General features: G+C 38.5%; 18 protein-coding genes. 14 read left to right on the top strand and 4 right to left on the bottom strand.

What is annotated here, in order from left to right:
- Positions 1-201 precede the first annotated feature (201 nt).
- On the top strand, positions 202-744 hold the full coding sequence (locus tag TI10_RS17935) for a YfaZ family outer membrane protein (RefSeq protein WP_049584744.1): 543 nt from the start codon (positions 202-204) through the stop codon (positions 742-744).
- A gap of 55 nt (positions 745-799) precedes the next feature.
- Here the strand turns inward: TI10_RS17935 and tyrP are convergent, their stop codons facing one another.
- Entirely contained in the window at positions 800-2,005 is a 1,206-nt protein-coding gene (gene tyrP / locus TI10_RS17930) for a tyrosine transporter TyrP (protein WP_049584743.1), read from the bottom strand.
- A gap of 303 nt (positions 2,006-2,308) precedes the next feature.
- On the opposite strand from tyrP, the gene TI10_RS17925 reads away from it, so the two are divergent.
- The 13 genes from TI10_RS17925 to TI10_RS23230 all read left to right on the top strand — a co-directional run bounded on the left by TI10_RS17925 (position 2,309) and on the right by TI10_RS23230 (position 15,950).
- A complete protein-coding gene (locus TI10_RS17925) occupies positions 2,309-4,000 on the top strand; it encodes a ShlB/FhaC/HecB family hemolysin secretion/activation protein (protein WP_049584742.1) in 1,692 nt (563 codons plus the stop codon).
- Positions 4,001-4,063: 63 nt separating this feature from the next.
- A complete protein-coding gene (locus TI10_RS17920; RefSeq protein ID WP_049584741.1) occupies positions 4,064-9,409 on the top strand; it encodes a DUF637 domain-containing protein in 5,346 nt (1,781 codons plus the stop codon).
- Positions 9,409-9,915, top strand: a complete 507-nt coding sequence (locus TI10_RS17915) for a contact-dependent growth inhibition system immunity protein (protein ID WP_049584740.1) — start codon at positions 9,409-9,411, stop codon at positions 9,913-9,915. The genes TI10_RS17920 and TI10_RS17915 overlap by 1 nt, the downstream gene beginning before the upstream one ends.
- A 162-nt stretch (positions 9,916-10,077) precedes the next feature.
- Complete coding sequence (locus TI10_RS17910) at positions 10,078-10,584, top strand: contact-dependent growth inhibition system immunity protein (protein ID WP_049584739.1); 507 nt, start codon at positions 10,078-10,080, stop codon at positions 10,582-10,584.
- 159 nt (positions 10,585-10,743) lie between these two features.
- Entirely contained in the window at positions 10,744-11,250 is a 507-nt protein-coding gene (locus tag TI10_RS17905) for a contact-dependent growth inhibition system immunity protein (protein WP_049584738.1), read from the top strand.
- 159 nt (positions 11,251-11,409) lie between these two features.
- Complete coding sequence (locus TI10_RS17900; protein WP_049584737.1) at positions 11,410-11,916, top strand: contact-dependent growth inhibition system immunity protein; 507 nt, start codon at positions 11,410-11,412, stop codon at positions 11,914-11,916.
- A gap of 159 nt (positions 11,917-12,075) precedes the next feature.
- Positions 12,076-12,267, top strand: coding sequence for a contact-dependent growth inhibition system immunity protein (locus TI10_RS17895; RefSeq protein ID WP_049584833.1), 192 nt, complete (start codon positions 12,076-12,078; stop codon positions 12,265-12,267).
- A gap of 184 nt (positions 12,268-12,451) precedes the next feature.
- Positions 12,452-12,802 carry a nuclear transport factor 2 family protein gene (locus TI10_RS17890; RefSeq protein ID WP_049584736.1) on the top strand — a complete coding sequence of 117 codons (351 nt, stop codon included), beginning with the start codon at positions 12,452-12,454 and terminating at the stop codon, positions 12,800-12,802.
- 257 nt (positions 12,803-13,059) lie between these two features.
- Positions 13,060-13,386, top strand: coding sequence for a zinc ABC transporter substrate-binding protein (locus tag TI10_RS17885; RefSeq protein ID WP_139180518.1), 327 nt, complete (start codon positions 13,060-13,062; stop codon positions 13,384-13,386).
- 157 nt (positions 13,387-13,543) lie between these two features.
- Positions 13,544-14,077 carry a hypothetical protein gene (locus TI10_RS17880; protein WP_049584734.1) on the top strand — a complete coding sequence of 178 codons (534 nt, stop codon included), beginning with the start codon at positions 13,544-13,546 and terminating at the stop codon, positions 14,075-14,077.
- Between the two features lie 262 nt (positions 14,078-14,339).
- Positions 14,340-14,519, top strand: coding sequence for an endonuclease toxin domain-containing protein (locus tag TI10_RS26715; protein WP_049584733.1), 180 nt, complete (start codon positions 14,340-14,342; stop codon positions 14,517-14,519).
- Entirely contained in the window at positions 14,482-15,402 is a 921-nt protein-coding gene (locus TI10_RS23235) for a contact-dependent growth inhibition system immunity protein (protein ID WP_244161649.1), read from the top strand. The genes TI10_RS26715 and TI10_RS23235 overlap by 38 nt, the downstream gene beginning before the upstream one ends.
- Positions 15,403-15,419: 17 nt before the next feature.
- Positions 15,420-15,950 (top strand): Abi family protein, encoded by a 531-nt coding sequence (locus TI10_RS23230; protein ID WP_053093476.1) that lies wholly within the window; start codon positions 15,420-15,422, stop codon positions 15,948-15,950.
- Between the two features lie 896 nt (positions 15,951-16,846).
- Here TI10_RS23230 and TI10_RS17865 read toward each other — a convergent pair.
- From TI10_RS17865 to TI10_RS17860, 3 genes are all read right to left on the bottom strand, one after another.
- On the bottom strand, positions 16,847-17,068 hold the full coding sequence (locus TI10_RS17865; protein WP_049584732.1) for a hypothetical protein: 222 nt from the start codon (positions 17,066-17,068) through the stop codon (positions 16,847-16,849).
- A gap of 103 nt (positions 17,069-17,171) precedes the next feature.
- A complete protein-coding gene (locus tag TI10_RS24150) occupies positions 17,172-17,414 on the bottom strand; it encodes a helix-turn-helix domain-containing protein (RefSeq protein ID WP_074524958.1) in 243 nt (80 codons plus the stop codon).
- A 35-nt stretch (positions 17,415-17,449) separates the two neighbouring features.
- A complete protein-coding gene (locus TI10_RS17860) occupies positions 17,450-18,736 on the bottom strand; it encodes an MFS transporter (RefSeq protein ID WP_049584832.1) in 1,287 nt (428 codons plus the stop codon).
- Positions 18,737-19,550: the final 814 nt, after the last annotated feature.

The raw sequence follows: 19,550 nt of genomic DNA, 5'->3' as shown, positions 1-19,550 counted from the left end.
TTGTGTTTTTTTATAATTTATTTATTATTTTCTTGTTTACTATTTAATATAAAATTATTCATATAGTTAATTATTAAGTACATGGAATGAAGAATTCACACATATTTAGTAAGTATAGATGATTCATTTCTTTTTGTTGTCTATCGGTTTAGTTGTATTTACGTAAGATGTGTAACATTAAGTAAATAAAGAGGAAATGTAATGAAGATTTATCTTGCTGCGGTAGCAACCAGTTTGTTGTTCATTGCTGAGTCTGCGAATGCAATTTCCGTGAATGTTCAGGCTGGTCGCCATTTCACCAATACTGCTGCGGTAATTGGCGATAACAGCGCCGGATTATCTTTTAACGGCAATTGGGCCCGCAGTGATCATAACGGTCAGTTGGGAAGTTTGGGAACCGCATTTAGCCTGCCTGTCGGTCCATTGACTGCCAGCATTGGCGGCAAGGCTCTCTATTTATCCCCTAAAGATGGGAAAAATGGTGAGGCATTAGCGGCAGGTGTGGGTTTGAGTTGGACTGTTATGCCTTCTTTAGCTCTGTACGGTGAAGTTTACGGTGCGCCGTCCAGATTAACTTCGGGTATTGATTCTTATGCTGAGGCTGCTGGCGGCTTACGTTTCACTGTATTTAAACCGCTGACGGTGGATGCAGGTTATAGAATCATGAACATGAGAGGGAAAGAAGGGCACAGGGATAACAAATTGGCTGATGGATTTTATATCGGCGCCGGTTTGAATTTCTAATTTACTTTTGTATTTTGTCCGCACCATCTCTGATGCGGACAGTTTCGACAGCTAATTAACCCACTTTTGGCAGTAAACCACTGACAATACCAATCTGGATGGTAATTACCGTAATGCCGCAAAGAAATATCAGAATCAAAGCGGGTTTTCCGCCTTTTACCCGATAAGCTTTTTGCTCAATTTGACGACTGCGCCATGCCAGCATGGAAGGCAGTAACAGGGCGAGGATGGACAGTGCTACCGCAGCGAAAGTTAACGCCATGACAAAGTTTGGATAATACAAAGCACAAAGTAGTGGTGGAACAAAAGTAATGATGCCGGTTTGCAGGCGGCCTGTTGCGTTGTTACGGCGTTTGAACAAATCTGCCATATAATCAAACAAACCTAAAGAGACCCCAAGAAATGAGGTTGCTAATGCCAAATCAGCAAACAGACGGACAGCAAGCTCTACACGAGGCGTCGCGACAACCTCTCTCACGGCTTTTAACAACCCATTCAATCCTGATTGTTCCGCTAAGATCCCGACAAAAGTATGAGAAGAGATGGCGCCCAATGTTGCCAATTGCCATAGGATATAGGCAGTTAATGGGATTGCACTGCCGATAACAAATATTTTACGTAACTTGCGAGTATCGCCTCCCATATAATTGACGATACTTGGCACACTACCGTGAAAACCAAAAGAGGTGAATACCACGGGAATAGCTGATAATACCAAACCTTGTTCTAAAGGCATTGACATCAGGTTAGTACTTTTGATGTGAGGCATCATGACGGTCAGCATAATAACCAGAAAGATGATTTTTGCCGTAAATAGCAGACGGTTAATCATATCGACAGATTGAGTACCGATAGTGACAACACAACCCGCGACAAGAGTGAAAATCAGCACGCCAAATGGGATAGAAATAGGTTTATCCAGCCATGAAGAGAGGCTGCCTGAGAGCAACTCACCGGCGCCACTGATATAAGCGGTGGTCAGGGCATACATGAGGAAGAGCATACTGAAACCGGTGAGCCATTGGCCTCCTCGTCCCAGATAACGTTTTGCCACTGTTCCCAGACCCGTATCGGCCGGGCTGTATTGATAAACTTCCACCAGCAATAAAGCGGTATAGCTCATCAAAACCCAAAGAGCGACTAACATCACGAAGGTTGTTCCAAAACCGACACCGGCCGCTGCCAGCGGCATCGCCAGCATTCCTGCGCCAATTGTCGTGCCCGCTACGATAAAAATACTGCCAAGAGTACGATTCTTCACGCTTTCCCCTAGTTTCTGAACTGATTGAAATCATTATAGAAAGGCAGGCTAAAGGATTAATTTATTTGTGTCAAATTAAGGTTACATTTAGTGTAAATAAATAATTACAATTGTGTTTTTGCATGATCTTAAATTATGTATTTCATTAAATATAAGAAGTTATTTATTCTATTGAGTAATTAAAAAACCAGACATTATTCACACTTAAATAAGATTGATTTTTATTTTCATCTAGGTTTCCAATTAAAATAAGGCGTTATTCATTATCTTAATAATTAACGTATGGTGAAATAAAAATTACCAATGGAAAGCATATTTGTTTGTCTTAGGAAATTAATTGTATCTGTTCTATTCGCTATATCAGGGCAAGCTTATGCTTCAGAGTTTATTAGCCCGGCGGATCAAGAGGTTATCACTCAACAACAAAAATCGTTATTGCAGCAGGCTCAGCAACAACGGGAGGCGTTACGTAACAACATCACTTTATCTCCAGATTTAGTGCCCGAAATTGATGGCGCTAAGTCTGTTTGTCATACCGTTCACCATATTCAATTTGAAGGGGCTGAGAGTCTTTCCCTGTCAGCTCGGGAAAAGCTAATACAGCCTTATTTATCCCGTTGCTTAATTTTGCCAGATATTAATGAACTGGTGCGTAAAGTATCGAATGCCTATATCGAGCGAGGTTATGTTACTTCTCGTGCTGGACTAAGAGCACAGGATTTATCCACTGGCATGCTCATTATTACCGTGAGTGAAGGAAAAGTTGAATCAATCACACTTGATGGTGAGAAATCACTTTCATTGAAAATGGTTTTTCCGGGAATGGTTGGTAACATACTGAATCTGCGGGATATTGAACAGGGGATGGAACAACTGAACCGGCTTCCTTCCCAACAGATAACCATCGATATTCAGCCGGGAAAACAACCCGGTTATTCTGCGGTTATCTTAAAACGAATATCGACTCGTTTGCCGGTTGGCGCCAGTTTAGGGATAGATAATAGTGGTCAAAAAAGTACTGGTACCGGGCAAATCAACGCCAGTGTGAATGTAGATAACCTATTACATCTTGCTGACCAATGGTCATTGTCTGCCAGCCGCAACAGCGATTTCCGTAATAACCATCATAGTCGAAGCTTCTCTTCCAATGTGACAATTCCTTATGGTGGCTGGTTGTTCAGCTATCAATATGCGTGGAACGATTCTTTTCAGAAGGTTCCGATTGGCTCACAAACCTACCGCTATGAAGGTGACAACCAGACTCACCGGCTAGTAATAAACCGGACGTTATATCGTGACGGTGAGCAGAAACTGACTCTGAATGCAGGAATAACACATCGTCAGACGACTAATTTGTTCGCAGGAAAGAAATTATCCATCAGCAGCCCGATATTAAGTGTTGCCAATCTTGGTCTTAATTACAGTTCGGTACTGGCGGGTGGCTATATCACTTTCAATCCTGCATTGAGTTATGGCTTACCTGTGTTAGGTGCAACAAAAGATGACCCGCATTTCCCGGATGCTCCACGTAGCCAATTCCGCAAATTCAATCTGAGTGCTAGCTATTTTATCCCGGTCACGGACTCCGTTTATTATCTCTCATCTATTTACGGTCAAACCACATCACACAACCTTTATGCCAGCGAACGCCTTTCATTGGGTGGACAATATTCTGTTCGGGGATTTAAAGAGCAATACCTGACTGGCAATCGCGGTGGGTATTGGCGTAATGAGCTGAACTGGCAGGTCGCAGCTCTTCCTGTAGGCGAACTTACCTTAACGGGGGCACTGGATACTGGTTGGTTACAGGGAAAAACTGGGCAAATCGATGGCGATAAAATCTATGGCGGTAATGTTACTGGCACTGCGCTTGGCGTCTCACTGACCAATCGCAGGTTTAATCAGACTATGACTTTAGGAACACCATTGACTCATCCTGATCATCTGAAACCAGATAACTGGGTGGTTTACTGGTCTGCATCACTGATTTTTTAGCGATGTAATACAGGGAGTTATACCAATAACCTTATATTTAAATTAAGAAAAAAGGACAGAATGATGGAAAGACGTAACAGCCCTATGGCAAGGGGCGCTTGTTATCTTTTAATTTATCTTACTGCCGTATATCCCCTTCACCCTGCTATTGCGGCCGGGATCACGCCAGATAATAACCGCACACAGGTACAAAACCAGGGTAATGTGCCGATCGTAAATATTGCTACGCCTAATGGTGCAGGAATATCCCACAACACCTATAAAGAATTCAATGTTGCCACTCAGGGCGCTGTATTAAATAACGCCACTCAGGCAGTTAAATCACAATTAGCCGGGCAACTTAATGCTAACCCTAACTTGAATGGAAAATCGGCTGAGCTGATTATTAATGAAGTTACTGGCAATGGACGATCTAATCTTCAGGGAAAACTAGAGATAGTTGGTCATAAAGCCAATGTGATGATTGCTAACCCCAATGGTATTACCTGCGATGGCTGTGGTTTTATTAATACGGGCAGTGCAACATTGACTACCGGTAAGCCTCAATTTGATAAACAGGGTGCGTTGGAAGCACTGGAGGTTAAAAAAGGCCAGATTACCATTGGTGGCAAAGGGCTGGATGGCAAATCGACAGATTATATCGATATTATCAGCCGGGCGACTGAGCTTAATGGCAAAATCCAAGCGCAAAATTTATCCCTGACGCAGGGGGCTAATCGGATTGATTTTAACGATGGCACAGTGAAAAAAATCACCGGAGAAGGCGCTAAGCCTCAACTAGCGGTTGATACTAAAGCATTAGGTGGTATGTATGCTAATAAAATCCGCTTAGTTGCCACAGAAGATGGTGTCGGCGTTAATCTGAAAGATTTAATCAGTGACCAGCGTGATATTACCTTAAATGTTAATGGCAAAATTGAACTGGGAAATATCACAGCTAAAACGGATTTTAACCTTAGTGCCAGAGAAACTCATATTGCCCCTAATATCAAGATACAGGCAGAACGGGATATTACCTTGGCAAGTACTAAATTGGATAATAAAGGGAGTGTAACTGCGGGCCGGGATGCACGGATATTTGGTGATACTTTGCGTAATATCGGTGACAAAGCACTTCTGCAAGCTAATAATAATATGTGGTTACAGAAAGATGCTCAGGGAAATAAGAGTACTCTGATTGAAAATAAATCTGCGACGATAAAGACTGTGAAAGGGGATTTGGTTGTCAGGACCGATAAATTAGAAAATATTGTAGAGAGATGTAACGTAGTAAGTAGTTCTATTGATCCTAACTCTAAAAAAATGGATAAAGTGTTTGGATCATATTACGGTGGTCAAGGCCCATCTTGTGGTGGGGGCGGAATTTGTATTAATGTGATTGAAGTTAAATTCAAAGGTGGTGAACTTGATAAGTGGTTTGGAGTTGTGGATTTATATAATTCAAATTATGTTAATGAAACAAAACAGGTTTACTCTGTTAATATGTCTCCATCGTCTATCATTAGGTCAGGTGGTAATGCTTATATAAACTCATTAGTCATAAATAACAAGTTAAGTAATATTGAATCTGATGGTGATTTGTTTTTGACTGGAGGTTCATTGAATAATGAGAGTTTAAGTTTTGGAACAATGAATGGATATGGTGTATATGATTTAGGTATTCCTGAACCTATACTTTCTAAGGTAAGAGAAAACAGGTATTTTGATCATAAAGGTACAGGTATACCTGTATTTCCAAGAAATCAAGTTTTTGAAGCCAAAAAATCGAATAACTTATATACATGGATAGAAGGAACGCATAAAAGAGCTGAAATAAAGGCTGGTGGTAATCTGGTCGCTGATTTCAGGGACTTGATAAATATTCAAAATTCATTGCCAGTTGGAAGTAAAAAAACCTCTGAAGTGACTGTAATTTCTCGCCCTGACACGTTATCAGCAAAAAATATTTTACTTCACGCGGGAAAAATTAATATCACCGATAAACTAAAGGCTATTGATGGATTAAATATTATTTCTGAGAATGATATTAATCTTAACAATGCATCATTGATTTCATCAAATAGTTTATCTATGACAGCAGCTAATAATATTCATGTTTTGCAAGGTGAACTAAAAAGCAAGGATGTAACTATTATCAGTCGCAACGGGGATATTCAATTTCAGAGTGGTAAGCCAGAATATTTTAATCCTGATAATACGCGTAAAATAAGTAGTCTGGAAGCTACGGGTGATTTACTCTTACACGCAGGTAAAAATATTCTTCTTCGCAATATATTATTAACGAAAAGTCATAATGTTTCTTTAGCTGCAAATAATGATATTACCATTGATAATAATAGTGATTTATTGACACATAAACGAATGGGAGACGTGACCGCTGATAGTAAAGAACAAACGCTCTTTAATCAGATGTTATCTAAGCTAGGTAAGCTTGATGCTAAAAGCTCGGTTGTGATTAATGCTGGAGGCAATCTATCTGTTAAGGGAGTTAATATCTCGGCAGTAAAAGATATCAATTTGACCTCTGCAAAAAATATTGATCTCACTCCCCGTGAGTTATCACCTTCGTTGAGTAGATTATTTCCCTCGTCCCGTTCTGGTGAGTTAAGTAGCCGGTTAACCGCAGGAAATAATATCAATATTATCAGTGGTGCAGATATCAATGGCAAAGCGGCTCAAATTAACGCCAAAGGTAACACATTATTATCAGCAGGTCGGAATATTAACTTGTTAGCTCTGGGCTATTCCGCTATTGATAATAAGAACGATAACAATAAAGATGATCGCCATATCGTTGCTGTAGTTAATGGTGGAAAACAGCTTACCTTAGCTGCTAATGGAACGCTGATTACTCAGGGCTCCACATTAAGCTCAGGCGGAAATACAACGATTTCTTCCGGCGGCAATATGCGTTTTGAATCAGTGCAGAATCACTCTTACCGAGAAAAAGGCAGGGAATTTACCGAATCAGTCACACAGCAAGGTACTGCATTGACTAGTGGCGGTATACTAACTGTTATTTCAAACGGCAGTATTCTTTTCCAAGCCACTAAACTGACGGCCAAAGGTGCAATGGACGTCGCGGCGAAAGGTGGCTATCTGTACGCTCAGGCGATGGAAGAATCTAGCCATTATGAGAAAACAGAAACCAAACGTAAGTGGTATGGCAAAAAGAAAACCATTAAACGTACCCGTCATGATGTTACTAATAAAGTCACTGAATTTACTGCTGGTGGTGATATTAACCTGCTAAGCCGGGATGACAGCACTTACGAAGCCAGTAAAATTGCGACTAATAAAAACGCCAAACTGACCAGCACTCACGGTAAAGTCAATTTTAAGGCGGTCAAAAATACCTCTTTTGAACAGACTATTACGTATTCCAAAGGCTTTTATATTAAGCAAAGGGATAAAGGTTATACTGAAACCCAATGGGTATTACCGCAGATTTTCACTGGTGGAAAGCTGACAGTGGAAGCAGCCAACGGTGTTAGTGCTGATATTAAAGCTAAAAATGGTCAGTCATTGCAAAATGTATTGGCCGTATTGGGAAATACGCCAGAAACAGCTTGGTTGAAAGGGCTTCGTGAAAATAAAGATATCCAGTGGAATGTGGTCAAAGACGCTTATGACAGTTGGGATCACAAGAGCCAGCATTTAAACCCAGTGGTTTCTGCGGTAATTGCTATTGCGGCAGCGGCAGCAACCGCAGGCAGCTCTTTGGCGGCATCTGTTGCATCTTATGCGGGTAATAGCGTTGCGGGTGGGGCGTTAACTGCGGGTATGTCATCACTGGCGGCACAGGCGGCGGTTGCTATTGTGGATAATCAGGGGGACATATCCAAAGCGCTAAAAGTATTAGGTAGCAGTGATGCCGTTAAATCAACAATTACCTCAATGGCGATTGGTGGAGCATTGGCTGGATTTGATTCCTACATGGGATGGGATAAAGCGGCTGATGGCACTAAATTAGATCCCACAAAAGCGAAATTACCCCAAATCAGCAATGGTGATTGGAACAAAGTCGTTCAACGGGTAGCTGGTCAATCCATTATTAGTTCCAGCTTGAATACCGCCATTAACGGCGGCAGTTTTAAAGATAATTTGACTACTGCTCTGTTGGCTAATATTGGCAGCCAGATTAATGCAGAAGGCGCCAGATTGATTGGTGATAATGGCGAAGTGCTTGGCGTGCCGGGCAAAACGTTGAGCCACGCAGTTGTGGCAGGGATAAGCGCTGAAATTGGCAGAGGAAATGTTAAAGGCGCAATGGCGGGAGCTTTGGCTGCGGAACTGGCTGGCGTTATGATGGGAGATAATCTCATCAAAGCCGAAGAATGGCAGAGAACATCTGAGCGGCAGGCGCAAATTGCCCGTGTTTTTGGCGGCTTTGCCGGAGCAGTATTTACCGGTAAAGCAGATGGCGCTTACAGTGGAGCGAGCAGTGCAGAAAACACTTTCCGTTATAACTATTTGGCCCATCATCAACGGGAATTAATGGAAAAAGAGCTTGCCTCCGAGTCCAGTTACCTTAAAAAAGTGCAGATTTTTGCTAAATGGGGCTTGATTAGTAACACACAAGATGGCTATCTGGCTGCGGGTTTTGTATCCGGTATTCCATCAGAACTCTATGATAGTGCGATGGCAATTGTCGGAGCGGTATCTAATCCTTCGGAAATCATTGAATCGCTTAGAACACTGTTGATTCAGGAGGATATGCCCGGCTTTATTTGGCAGGCGACAAAGGACGGTTATCTTAAACAGCTTGATATTGTCAAAGCTGAATATGAAAAAGCGGGTTCAGAAGGGGCCTATAATGCGGGTCTGGAGATAGGAAAACTGGTTACTGGAATAGCCAGTATGGCAGCCGGTGGCCTTGGCGCGGTTAAGGGATCGACATCTGCCACGGCTAAATTGTCGAAAGTCATTTCAAAAGATCCGCACCCAACAGTAGACATACGGCATGTATATCGGATAGAAAAAGATGGTAGTAAAACCCCAATGGAGTGGGGAGGAGATATCTATAAGCAAGGGTATCCTTTTGAGGATTTTGTTGCTACGCAGATGCCTAAAGGTTCCCGACTGCCAAAGAATACCGAGGCATTTGATTTTTATGATGAAAAAACACGAGTGGCTACCAGTGTAAAAACATTGGATACACGTACTGCTTCAAAAATTAAAAATCCAAAACAACTGTATAGTTCTATAAAAAAGAATATTAATGATGCAGCTAACTTCACGGGAGGTTCTAAAGGACCTAAAGTCATAGATTCAAGTATGATATCTCAACGTGAAGTGTGGATTGCTGTACCTAAAACAACGACTCCTGACCAGTGGGAACAGATTAACAGAGCCATTACTTATGGTGCAGAAAAGAACGTTAACGTTAAGATTACAGTGGTGAAATAATGAGTGAGATTTTTGAACGATGGAAAAATGCTAGATGCGTATTTAATGGTGATTTTTACTCAGTAACAACTTATTCCGGTTACTGTTCGCTTAATTTAGATCCTTCAGGGGGTAACCATATGTTATTTCCCGATACTTCTGATGCAGAATTAGGTGCTGCGGTTTTTAATGCTCTTTCTAAAAGTCGATTTATTCCCTTTGAGAGTCTTGGGGATTTTTTGGACAATGAAAAAGGAGAAGAACGATATAATCAGTGGGTTACAGAGATGATGGCATTTCATCGTTATCGTTCAAAACGTCAGTTATTCAAGAAGATGAACAGTTGCAATATTCGCTTGTTAGATGGTGTGATAACTATTATGCCCTACGGTCACAAAAAACTTGAGCTTTGGACAGGGCAGGGTATTGTCGAGTCGGATTATGTCATTATTCCGGCAGACAGTTCCCCTGAGGAAGTTGGTGCGGCATTACGGCTGGCTTTTTCACGTTGCAGAAGTTATGTTTGACGATAAGGTAACAGTTTGCTTTTGCATTAATTATTCATGATCTTTGATTTAGAGAGTTAATTAAGGTGGACACGTAATAGCTATTATGTGTCCGCTAATTATTTTAAAAGGTTTAAAGCATTATTCAATGAGCCTTATCGCTAAAATTACGGTGGTGAAGTAATGAGTGAGATTTTTGAACGATGGAAAAATGTCGGATGCGTATTTAATGGTGATTTTTATTCAATAACAAGTTATTCGGGTTATCGTTCACTGAATTTAGACCTTTTAGGGGGTAACCATATGTTATCTCCTGATACTTCTGATGAAAAATTAGGGGGTGCAGTTTTTAATGTTCTTTCTAAAAGTCGATTTATTCCCTATGAGAGTCTTGGTGATTTTTTAGATAATGAAAAAAGAAAAGAACGATACGAGCAGTGGGTTACAGAGATGATGGGATTTCATCGCTATCGCTCAAGACGTCAGTTATTTAAGAGAATGAACAGTTGTAATATTTGTTTATTAGATGGTGTCATAATTATTAAACCTTATGGTCATGAAAAACTTGAGCTTTGGACAGGGCAAGGTATTGTCGAGTCAGATTATGTCATTATTCCGGCAGACAGTTCCCCTGAGGAAGTTGGTGCGGCATTACGGCTGGCTTTTTCACGTTGCAGAAGTTATGTTTGACAATAAAACAACGGCTTTTGTACTGATTAGTCATGAGTTTTGATTTATAGAATTAATTAAAGTGGACACGTAATAGCTATTATGCGTCCGCTAATTAGCTCAGAAGAATCTAAATAATTATTAAATGAGACTTACCCCTAAAATCACGGTGGTGAAATAATGAGTGAGATTTTTGAACGATGGAAGAATGCCGGATGTGTATTTAATGGTGATTTTTATTCAGTAACAACTTATTCCGGTTATCGTGCTTTGCATTTAGACCCTTTAGGAGGTAACCATATGTTATTTCCTGATACTTCTGATGAAGAATTAGGTGCTGTGGTTTTTAGTGCTCTTTCTAAAAGTCGATTTATTCCCTATGAGAGTCTTGGAGATTTTTTAGATAATGAAAAAAGAAAAGAACGATACGAGCAGTGGGTTACAGAGATGATGGGATTTCATCGCTATCGCTCAAGACGTCAGTTATTTAAGAAGATGAACAGTTGTGATATTCGCTTGTTAGATGGTGTCATAACTATTAAACCTTATGGTCATGAGAAACTTGAACTTTGGACAGGGCAAGGTATTGTCGAGTCAGATTATGTCATTATTCCGGCAGACAGTTCCCCTGAGGAAGTTGGTGCGGCATTACGGCTGGCTTTTTCACGTTGCAGAAGTTATGTTTGACAATAAAACAACGGCTTTTGTACTGATTAGTCATGAGTTTTGATTTATAGAATTAATTAAAGTGGACACGTAATAGCTATTATGTGTCCGCTAATTATTTCAAAAAGGTTTAAAGCATTATTTAATGAGCTTTACCGCTAAAATCACGGTGATGAAATAATGAGTGAGATTTTTGAACGATGGAAAAATGCTAGATGCGTATTTAATGGTGATTTTTACTCAGTAACAACTTATTCCGGTTACTGTTCGCTTAATTTAGATCCTTCAGGGGGTAACCATATGTTATTTCCCGATACTTCTGATGCAGAATTAGGTACTGCGGTTTTTAATGCTCTTTCTAAAAGTCGATTTATTCCCTTTGAGAGTCTTGGGGATTTTTTGGACAATGAAAAAGGAGAAGAACGATATAATCAGTGGGTTACAGAGATGATGGCATTTCATCGTTATCGTTCAAAACGTCAGTTATTCAAGAAGATGAACAGTTGCAATATTCGCTTGTTAGATGGTGTGATAACTATTATGCCCTACGGTCACAAAAAACTTGAGCTTTGGACAGGACAGGGTATTGTCGGGTCTGATTATGTCATCATTCCGGCAGACAGTTCCCCTGAGGAAGTAGGTGCGGCATTACGGCTGGCTTTTTCACGTTGCAGAAGTTATGTTTGATAATAAAACAACGGCTTTTGTACTGATTAGTCATGAGTTTTGATTTATAGAATTAATTGAGGTGGACGCATAATAACTATTATGTGTCCGCTAATTATCTCAGAAGAATCTAAATAATTATTAAATGAGACTTACCCCTAAAATCACGGTGGTGAAATAATGAGTGAGATTTTTAAACGATGGAAAAATGCCGGATGCGTATTTAATAGAGATTTTTACCTCATTGAGACCTTTTCTGATTATCGAATGCCAAGTTTTGATCTACAAGGAGGCCACTATTTATTGCCCCCAAATACAAATGACGAGCAATTAAGTATGGCGCTTCTTGATGCATTATCCAAGAAGAGGTGAATACCACGGGAATAGCCGAAAATACTAAACCTTGTTCTAAAGGCATTGACGCCAGATTAGTACTTTTGACGTGGGGCATCATGACGATCAGCATAATCACCAGAAAAATACCTTGTTATTCCAAATTTAAAATGTCACCTTTTGGTGCAAATCCGATTTTCTATATCTATGCAGGAGGATATGTATGCTTCTTGAAACAATAACATCTCTGGAATGTAGTCTTCACGGTGTCCGGCGGCATGACAGAGTATGGCTTGAGAAAATCCTTCATCCTGATTTTCTCGAAATAACTCGCTCAGGTCACTTAGTCGGTCGCAGTGAAACGATTGACGCCCTGATAGCTGAAAATAGTACTAATTGCATCGTAAGTTCTGACTTCCGGCTGACGATAGTGGAAGAAATGTGCGTTATTTTACTTTACAGAACTCATAATCAGGACGGTGGTCATGCAGCACTGAGGTCATCAATTTGGGTATTTTCTAATGAACATAATTGGCGCCTGACTTTTCATCAAGGTACACCGTGTGGATTATAGGTTGGGGTATGCTAGAGCCAGTGCTGTTGCCTAGGGATTCAACACAATCCAGCAAGCGGCCATAAGCAAAAGAGAATTAAATAGCGTAAGGAAATCATCGTATGGCAGCAGCTTAGGAAATATATCGTAAAATTGGTGACTCATTGTGTATAGAAAAACTTTTATAAAATGGTTTGTGGACGCAAACTAAGAATGCTCCGGTAAGCTCCAAACCATTACTAGTAAAAAATGATGTTTGATATTAATGAGGTATGCAAATGAAAAAAAATGAAGTATATATAAAGATGTTAGCATTATCTCTACCTTATATAAGGAATATACAAACTCACAGTAAAAAATTGAAAGGAAGGGATCTTTCATGTTATTTTGAAGCTGAATTAATCCATAACTTGCACCATTCTATTCTTGATGAAAATTTTCAAGAGCATGATATTTATTTCTTAAATCATCAGGCCAAATATTATTATGAGAATTGTAATGATATTATTTCACCAAATTATAACCAGCACTTATTTTATATTAAGGAATTATTTGATATGATCCCTGAAAATTTAAAAGAGAAATTAATCTGGTCGGGACCATGAGTAGATAGGATGCCATTATGATTGATATAAAATTCTATTTATATTCGATACTGATAACTGTGGCTATCTATATCAAAATAGCCATAATGGAAATTTATATCTTAGGATAAAAAGGTGGTTTATTTTTTCCGTTATTGAAATATGAGTTGGATAAAGTATGATGAAAATAGTTAAATTAGTAAACATTCAGGAAATAACCATCAATATTGATTGTTATATACCTATTGATATCCAATTAGTTGATAATATAAACGAAACCCCTTTGTATTGGAGAATTGGTGATAATGAAAAAAGTTTATTAGAGTTTGCTATTTTACCTAGCGATGGCAGAATAGCAGCAATTACATTAGTTGCAATAAATCCTGATTTTGTCCAATATGTGGATAATGACTTTATTGCATCACATGAAAGTAAATGTGGTTTTCCTATAGTTGATATGAGTCCTTGGAAATTTATTGAAAGTAATAATTTCAGCCATCGTTTTATTGATGAATTTAATTGTGTGATTAAAGTAGATATTTATCAGGAGGTTATTATGTTGATGATAAAAGAGAAATGTAAATTATCAAGTTGGGTCAAATGTAATAATTCTTTATGGTTTGGACTGGATAATGATGAAAATATTATCAGTGTCCTAATAAAAGAATTATCGAAAGAAGACATTAATAATTTCTTTAATTCTATTGGCTAGAATATGTCAAGCTGGTTTTATCTTGGATTGATATGCGATATTGCTATGTAGTAAAAATGGGTAACATTGGTTTCCATACTGATGTTACCAAATATATATTTTTTTATTACCTTAGATAGTCTTTGTGTTGTATTAGGAAATTTTTTACTGTTTACTGGATCTATCCAATGGAGTTTTGCGATTGAAATAGTATGGGTATCCTTTTGAGGACTTCATTGCTACGCAGATGTTAAAAGATACTCGGTTGACAAATAATTTCTAAATGTATGATTTTTATAATGAAAAAACATATTTGGCTATCAGAGTAAAAACGTTGGATACACGTACTGCTTCAAGAATTAAAAATCCAAAACAACTCTATACTTCCATGAAAGAAAATATCGATAAGGTCGTTGGTTTCATTGATGGGAGCAAATCAACCGAGCCATTACTTATGGTGTAGAGAAAAATATAAGCGTCAAAATCACGGTGGTGAAATAATGAGTGAGATTTTTGAACGATGGAAAAATGCTAGATGCGTATTTAATGGTGATTTTTACTCAGTAACAACTTATTCCAGTTATTGTGCTTTGTATTTAGACCCTTTAGGAGGTAACCATATGTTATCTCCCGATACTTCTGATGCAGAATTAGGTGCCGTGGTTATTAATGCTCTTTCTAACAGTCGATTTATTCCCTATGAGAGTCTTGGTGATTTTTTAGATAATGAAAAAAGAAAAGAACGATATGATCAGTGGATTACAGAGATGATGGAATTTCATCGTTATCGTTCAAAACGTCAGTTATTCAAGCAGGAACAGGCAGGAAAAAACAAGAAAAGCCACCCTAAGGTAGCTTTTCCATATAACTATTTTCGCATGAGACCTCTACTCAAGAGGCGACTCCGCCTTAACGTGTGCACGTTAAACCCATCACTGATTGAAGTCAAGTTGTTTTTACAAACCGCCCCGTTGACGGTATTCTATCGTTTTTTCAAAATAGGTTTAAACATGGAACAATACATTTCAAAAGAACGTCTTGAGATTTATACCACGATCCTAAAAATTCAATCAGAACACGTCATGGCGGCCTATTGTTGGAATAAAGAACTGTCAGGTTCCATGATCCCCGCGTTGCAATGCCTGGAAGTAACGCTAAGGAATGCTATTGACTATGCAATAAGAAGCTATCCACCCCGTGGTGCAAAAGGACTATATAAAGTAGATCATAATTGGATATACAGCCTGTTTAATTACATGGGTGGAAAAACTTACTCTAAAAATATTATCAGATTCAAGAAGGCTAAAATAGTAAGGAGAAAAAAGATGGTAATGGATATTTGTTAAACAAATACGGAAAGAGAGTGATTGATAAATACATCTGGGAAGAAACTCAAATTAATGCCGCAAAAAATAAAATAATAGAAGAAAATAAAATCCTCACACCCAGCAGAATTATTTCCTCTTTAACTTTTGGCTTCTGGACAAATTTATTATCTCACAAATACGAAGATAAAGATTCTGAGACACTACTCTGGCCTAATCTCTTAGTGCATGTTTTCCCTTATGCGCCAAAAGATATGACACGGAAAAAAATAGAAGATTTGCTTAAAAAAATAAAAGGGTTAAGAAATAGAATTTCGCACCATGAGGCTATTTGGAAATTTCATTATGACGATCCCAATACTCATTTACCAGATTATTCAGCTCCAGTACATGGTGCTCAAGCCAGTTGTGCTTTATTAATTAAGCATTATGAGGACATGCTTGATATGATTGGTTGGATTAGCCCTGAGCGAAAAGATAATTTTATTAAACATCATGCCAACGAAAGATTTTATGCTCTTTGTAGCGTTGAAGGATTAAATAAATATATAGACAGACATAAAAGATGAAAAAAATAGCAGCACGCCTTGGCTGACTTTCGTTAGCTGGAAAGTTTACAGAAACCCGTGGCTATTTACCGTTTTCCCCGGGTTCGGGTAAATTCTGATGTGCATGATGGGAATACACACCGACTGATTAATCCATTAAAGAAAAACTATGGAACGTGAAAAAGTAGCCAACTAGCAATTTATTTTCTTAGTTGACTAGTTGATCCAATCGGCTCGTTATGTTTTATAATTCTTCATTCTATACTCTTTTAATACTTGGTCTATTACCCAACTGGTTCGTGAGCCTGATTCTCCTGTTGATGGGCAAAATCCTTTTCCTTGCAATTCATTGATGATATACCCGTTATCTTTCAAGTTGCCTCTTTGTTGGCTGCACTCGCTTACCCCGGTCACATAGTTATCTATGCTTCCGGGGATTCACTCCCTTGCCGTCGCGATGCATCTTGAAATCCATAGGGTATATCTATAGTTCCCCATGAAACTATCTTTAATGTCGTTATATTTAACTTCTCTGGAATTTATGATTTATCTCACATATTTATAGGGGTTGAAATCTGGAAAGGTAACAATCTGGTGGTATCTTAAATAAGGGTAAGTCGGCACTAACAATTGAGAGAAAAAGAAATGTATTTATATTTTTCCCACTCGCGCCGGGCACCAAGTCCGGCGATAAAAAAGTTGAAGGCATACTGAATATTAATACCATTTCTGACGAAAATTGTGTAGATACCTATGATCCTAGAGGCAGGCATGGTATAGCCAAAACGTAGCACAATTAGGATCAGTTACTTAGGACAGCTCTTAAACTGATATGTACGAAGAACAGCTTAAAAAAGCGCTACCTGCCTTAATCAAAACATATAAATAAAGGTACAAAGGTAATGCTTAAATTATATTTACCATTCTTTCGAATAAATATTTGAAAATTTTTTAGTCAATTCTGGGTTATTCACAACATCAATATTCTTTTTCTCATCATGTGCGGCAAGAGCACTATGAACCTCTTCATTTATATCACAGGCCGATGGAATAAGGTTCAACAATGATTCTGAACATTCTTTAGCGGCTTTTTCACGAATCGCCTCATATAAAGAAATTCCCAGATCTGAGTTATACATATATTGCTCTAATGAAACATATTTTTCTATATTTTCACCTCTGAATAATCATATTGAATTTGAATCAGAAATAGATAGAATGCTCATCATTATAATAATTCCATTATTTATAAAGACTTCGCTTAATAGGATTTCCATTTTCATCAAAATATCTACTGGGCCAAATAACTGAAGGGTGTGTTCCGAGTTTGTCCGCAATAATTTTTTCTCCCTTAGACCATCGGCGAGCGAGTGCATTTGATAGTGTTGATGAACTTAGTCCCGATTCCCGTGATAATGCGGCAAGTGTTGTGCCACGTTTACGCAATTCAGCAATAATATTCGCTGGATGCCAATCCAGAACCATATACAATTTGAATACGTGACCAATTAAACACGCATTTATGAGTTTGGAAGCTTATTCATTGTAATAGCGTCGGATTGAATAATGGCTTTAGAAACCTTCTCAGGTTCATCCAGAAAATTAGTAATCAAAGCACCGACAAAATAAAGCGTAGCAACGATATAAGTGACGCCACTTGCTCCTAGGCTATTTATAAATAAACCAACAATGGCAGGGCCAATCACTACAGATAAACCCGTCCCTAAATTCAGTACTGACATGACAGCCCCTTTGTCTTTTTCTACCATATTAGCGGACATCGCATCCAACGGGATATAACCTGCGACACCCGCTCCCCAGCAAATTCCACATATGAGTACTATGGCGTAATTTGTTCCAACAAATTGTGGTGCAAAAAACAGAAGCAATGAAGCAACACCAGTCAGGACCCCGCCACACCAAATAATCGTTCTTTTATAACCTATTTTGTCTCCTACTATACCCCAGACCAAATTAAATAGAATATTACTCGTAAAAGCGGTTCCCCAAATGCTTAGCCACTGAGTTGTAGTAAAACCCTGAGAAATCATATATACCGGTAAATAAACAGGAAAAGCGTATTGAGAAAGTGAATTTATGATTCGAAGGATACAAGAAATAAATAGTTTTGGATATTCCTTAAGAATAGTTATCCCCTTCAAAACTTCCTTTATATTTTCACGGGTATTATTGTTACTTTGGGGTTTAATGTTATCGTGATTGAGAACCAGAGCAAAAAAAGCGCCAACAATAATAAATATCAGTGTTGTCCATAACGTATTAATATGACCCAATTCTTCTACTGCCCAACTCGCATAAAACGTAGCTAATACTTGCATTCCGCCTGAAAAAACAAAATAAAACCATCCATATGCTGTACTGAGTTTGACAACAGGACTTCTATAGGCAATCCACACTGAAAATGAGTAAGCAAATAGCGGATATCCGAAACCTTTAATGGCTTGTGCCATCAACAAAAGTGGATACGACATTTCTTTTAAGCCCAGGCTGACGAAACCTACAGTGCCAACAACACAAAAAATTGTGCCTAATAGCATGGTTCGTTTAGCCCCAAATGCCTCAAAAAATACGCCAGCAAACCAAGAAGATATGGCGACACTTATGCCGTAAATGCTAAATAGTGTGGAAACGTCCTGGATACTTAATCCATTATCTACCAGATAGGGGCTTAGCCAACCTATTTCTATTCCATTACCAATCATGAAGGCCAAAATACCCAAATATCCCCATGATAATGTGCTGGGTATGCCTATTCGTCCTAAAAAACCACTCGTATTCTGTTTCATTTCAAACCCTACAATTAAATATTTTTTCAGCATTCAAAATTTTTAAATACTTAGTTTAGTTTTACTTTACTATCAGACAGACGTTATATTGCAAACGTCTTTGCAATTTTTATAATCTATTGTGTATTCTCATTTCTACAACAGATTGGCCTGTTCAGTTAAATTATTCCCCGGCAACATTAGGTTCAAACACGATATTTTCATCATAAAAGTAATTTCAAACGTTGTAATTTTTAAGTTAAAAAAATAGGTACTGCTGTTTTTGAAAAGTATCAGTTTCCTGACTTTTCACGTGTAATTTCCAGATTTTTATCCGGCTAATTAACCATTATATCGGAAATATTCTATATGATGAAAGTCAATCTCCAGAAATTCAAACGTTATAACTATAAGATTTAAATTAAAGGTTATGATTAGTCAAGCAGGAAGTTTACAGTCTGATAACAAAATCTGCTTTTTGTGATAGCATTCCATTTTTTAGCAGCATTAATGTTAGTAACAAACAGAGTGCTCTTTAATCGGAAAGTGCAAAATCTATGGTCACCCTCGTTTTTGCAACACTAATTTTGATGAATATTGGACTTGTTCAAATCTATCAATCTATCCGGCGTCAATATAGGCAAAGATGCCCGAGCCTCAATGAGTTTCTCACTTGATGAAGAAGTTGTTGCAGAATAAATGCCTCACCGTTTTTTATACTCTCTCGCCTGTTCAATTCGCTTTTCAACACGTGCCTGCATTTCCAGGTTTTCTTGCGCTAACAATTCTCTATAATTAAGCACAATTATTTCTCCAAGTTGTCCAAATGACGGCG

Source organism: Photorhabdus luminescens subsp. luminescens (genome assembly GCF_001083805.1).
GTDB lineage: Bacteria > Pseudomonadota > Gammaproteobacteria > Enterobacterales > Enterobacteriaceae > Photorhabdus > Photorhabdus luminescens.
The sequence above is the reverse complement of the archived record's forward strand: the minus strand, read 5'-3'. Positions and strand labels throughout refer to the sequence as shown.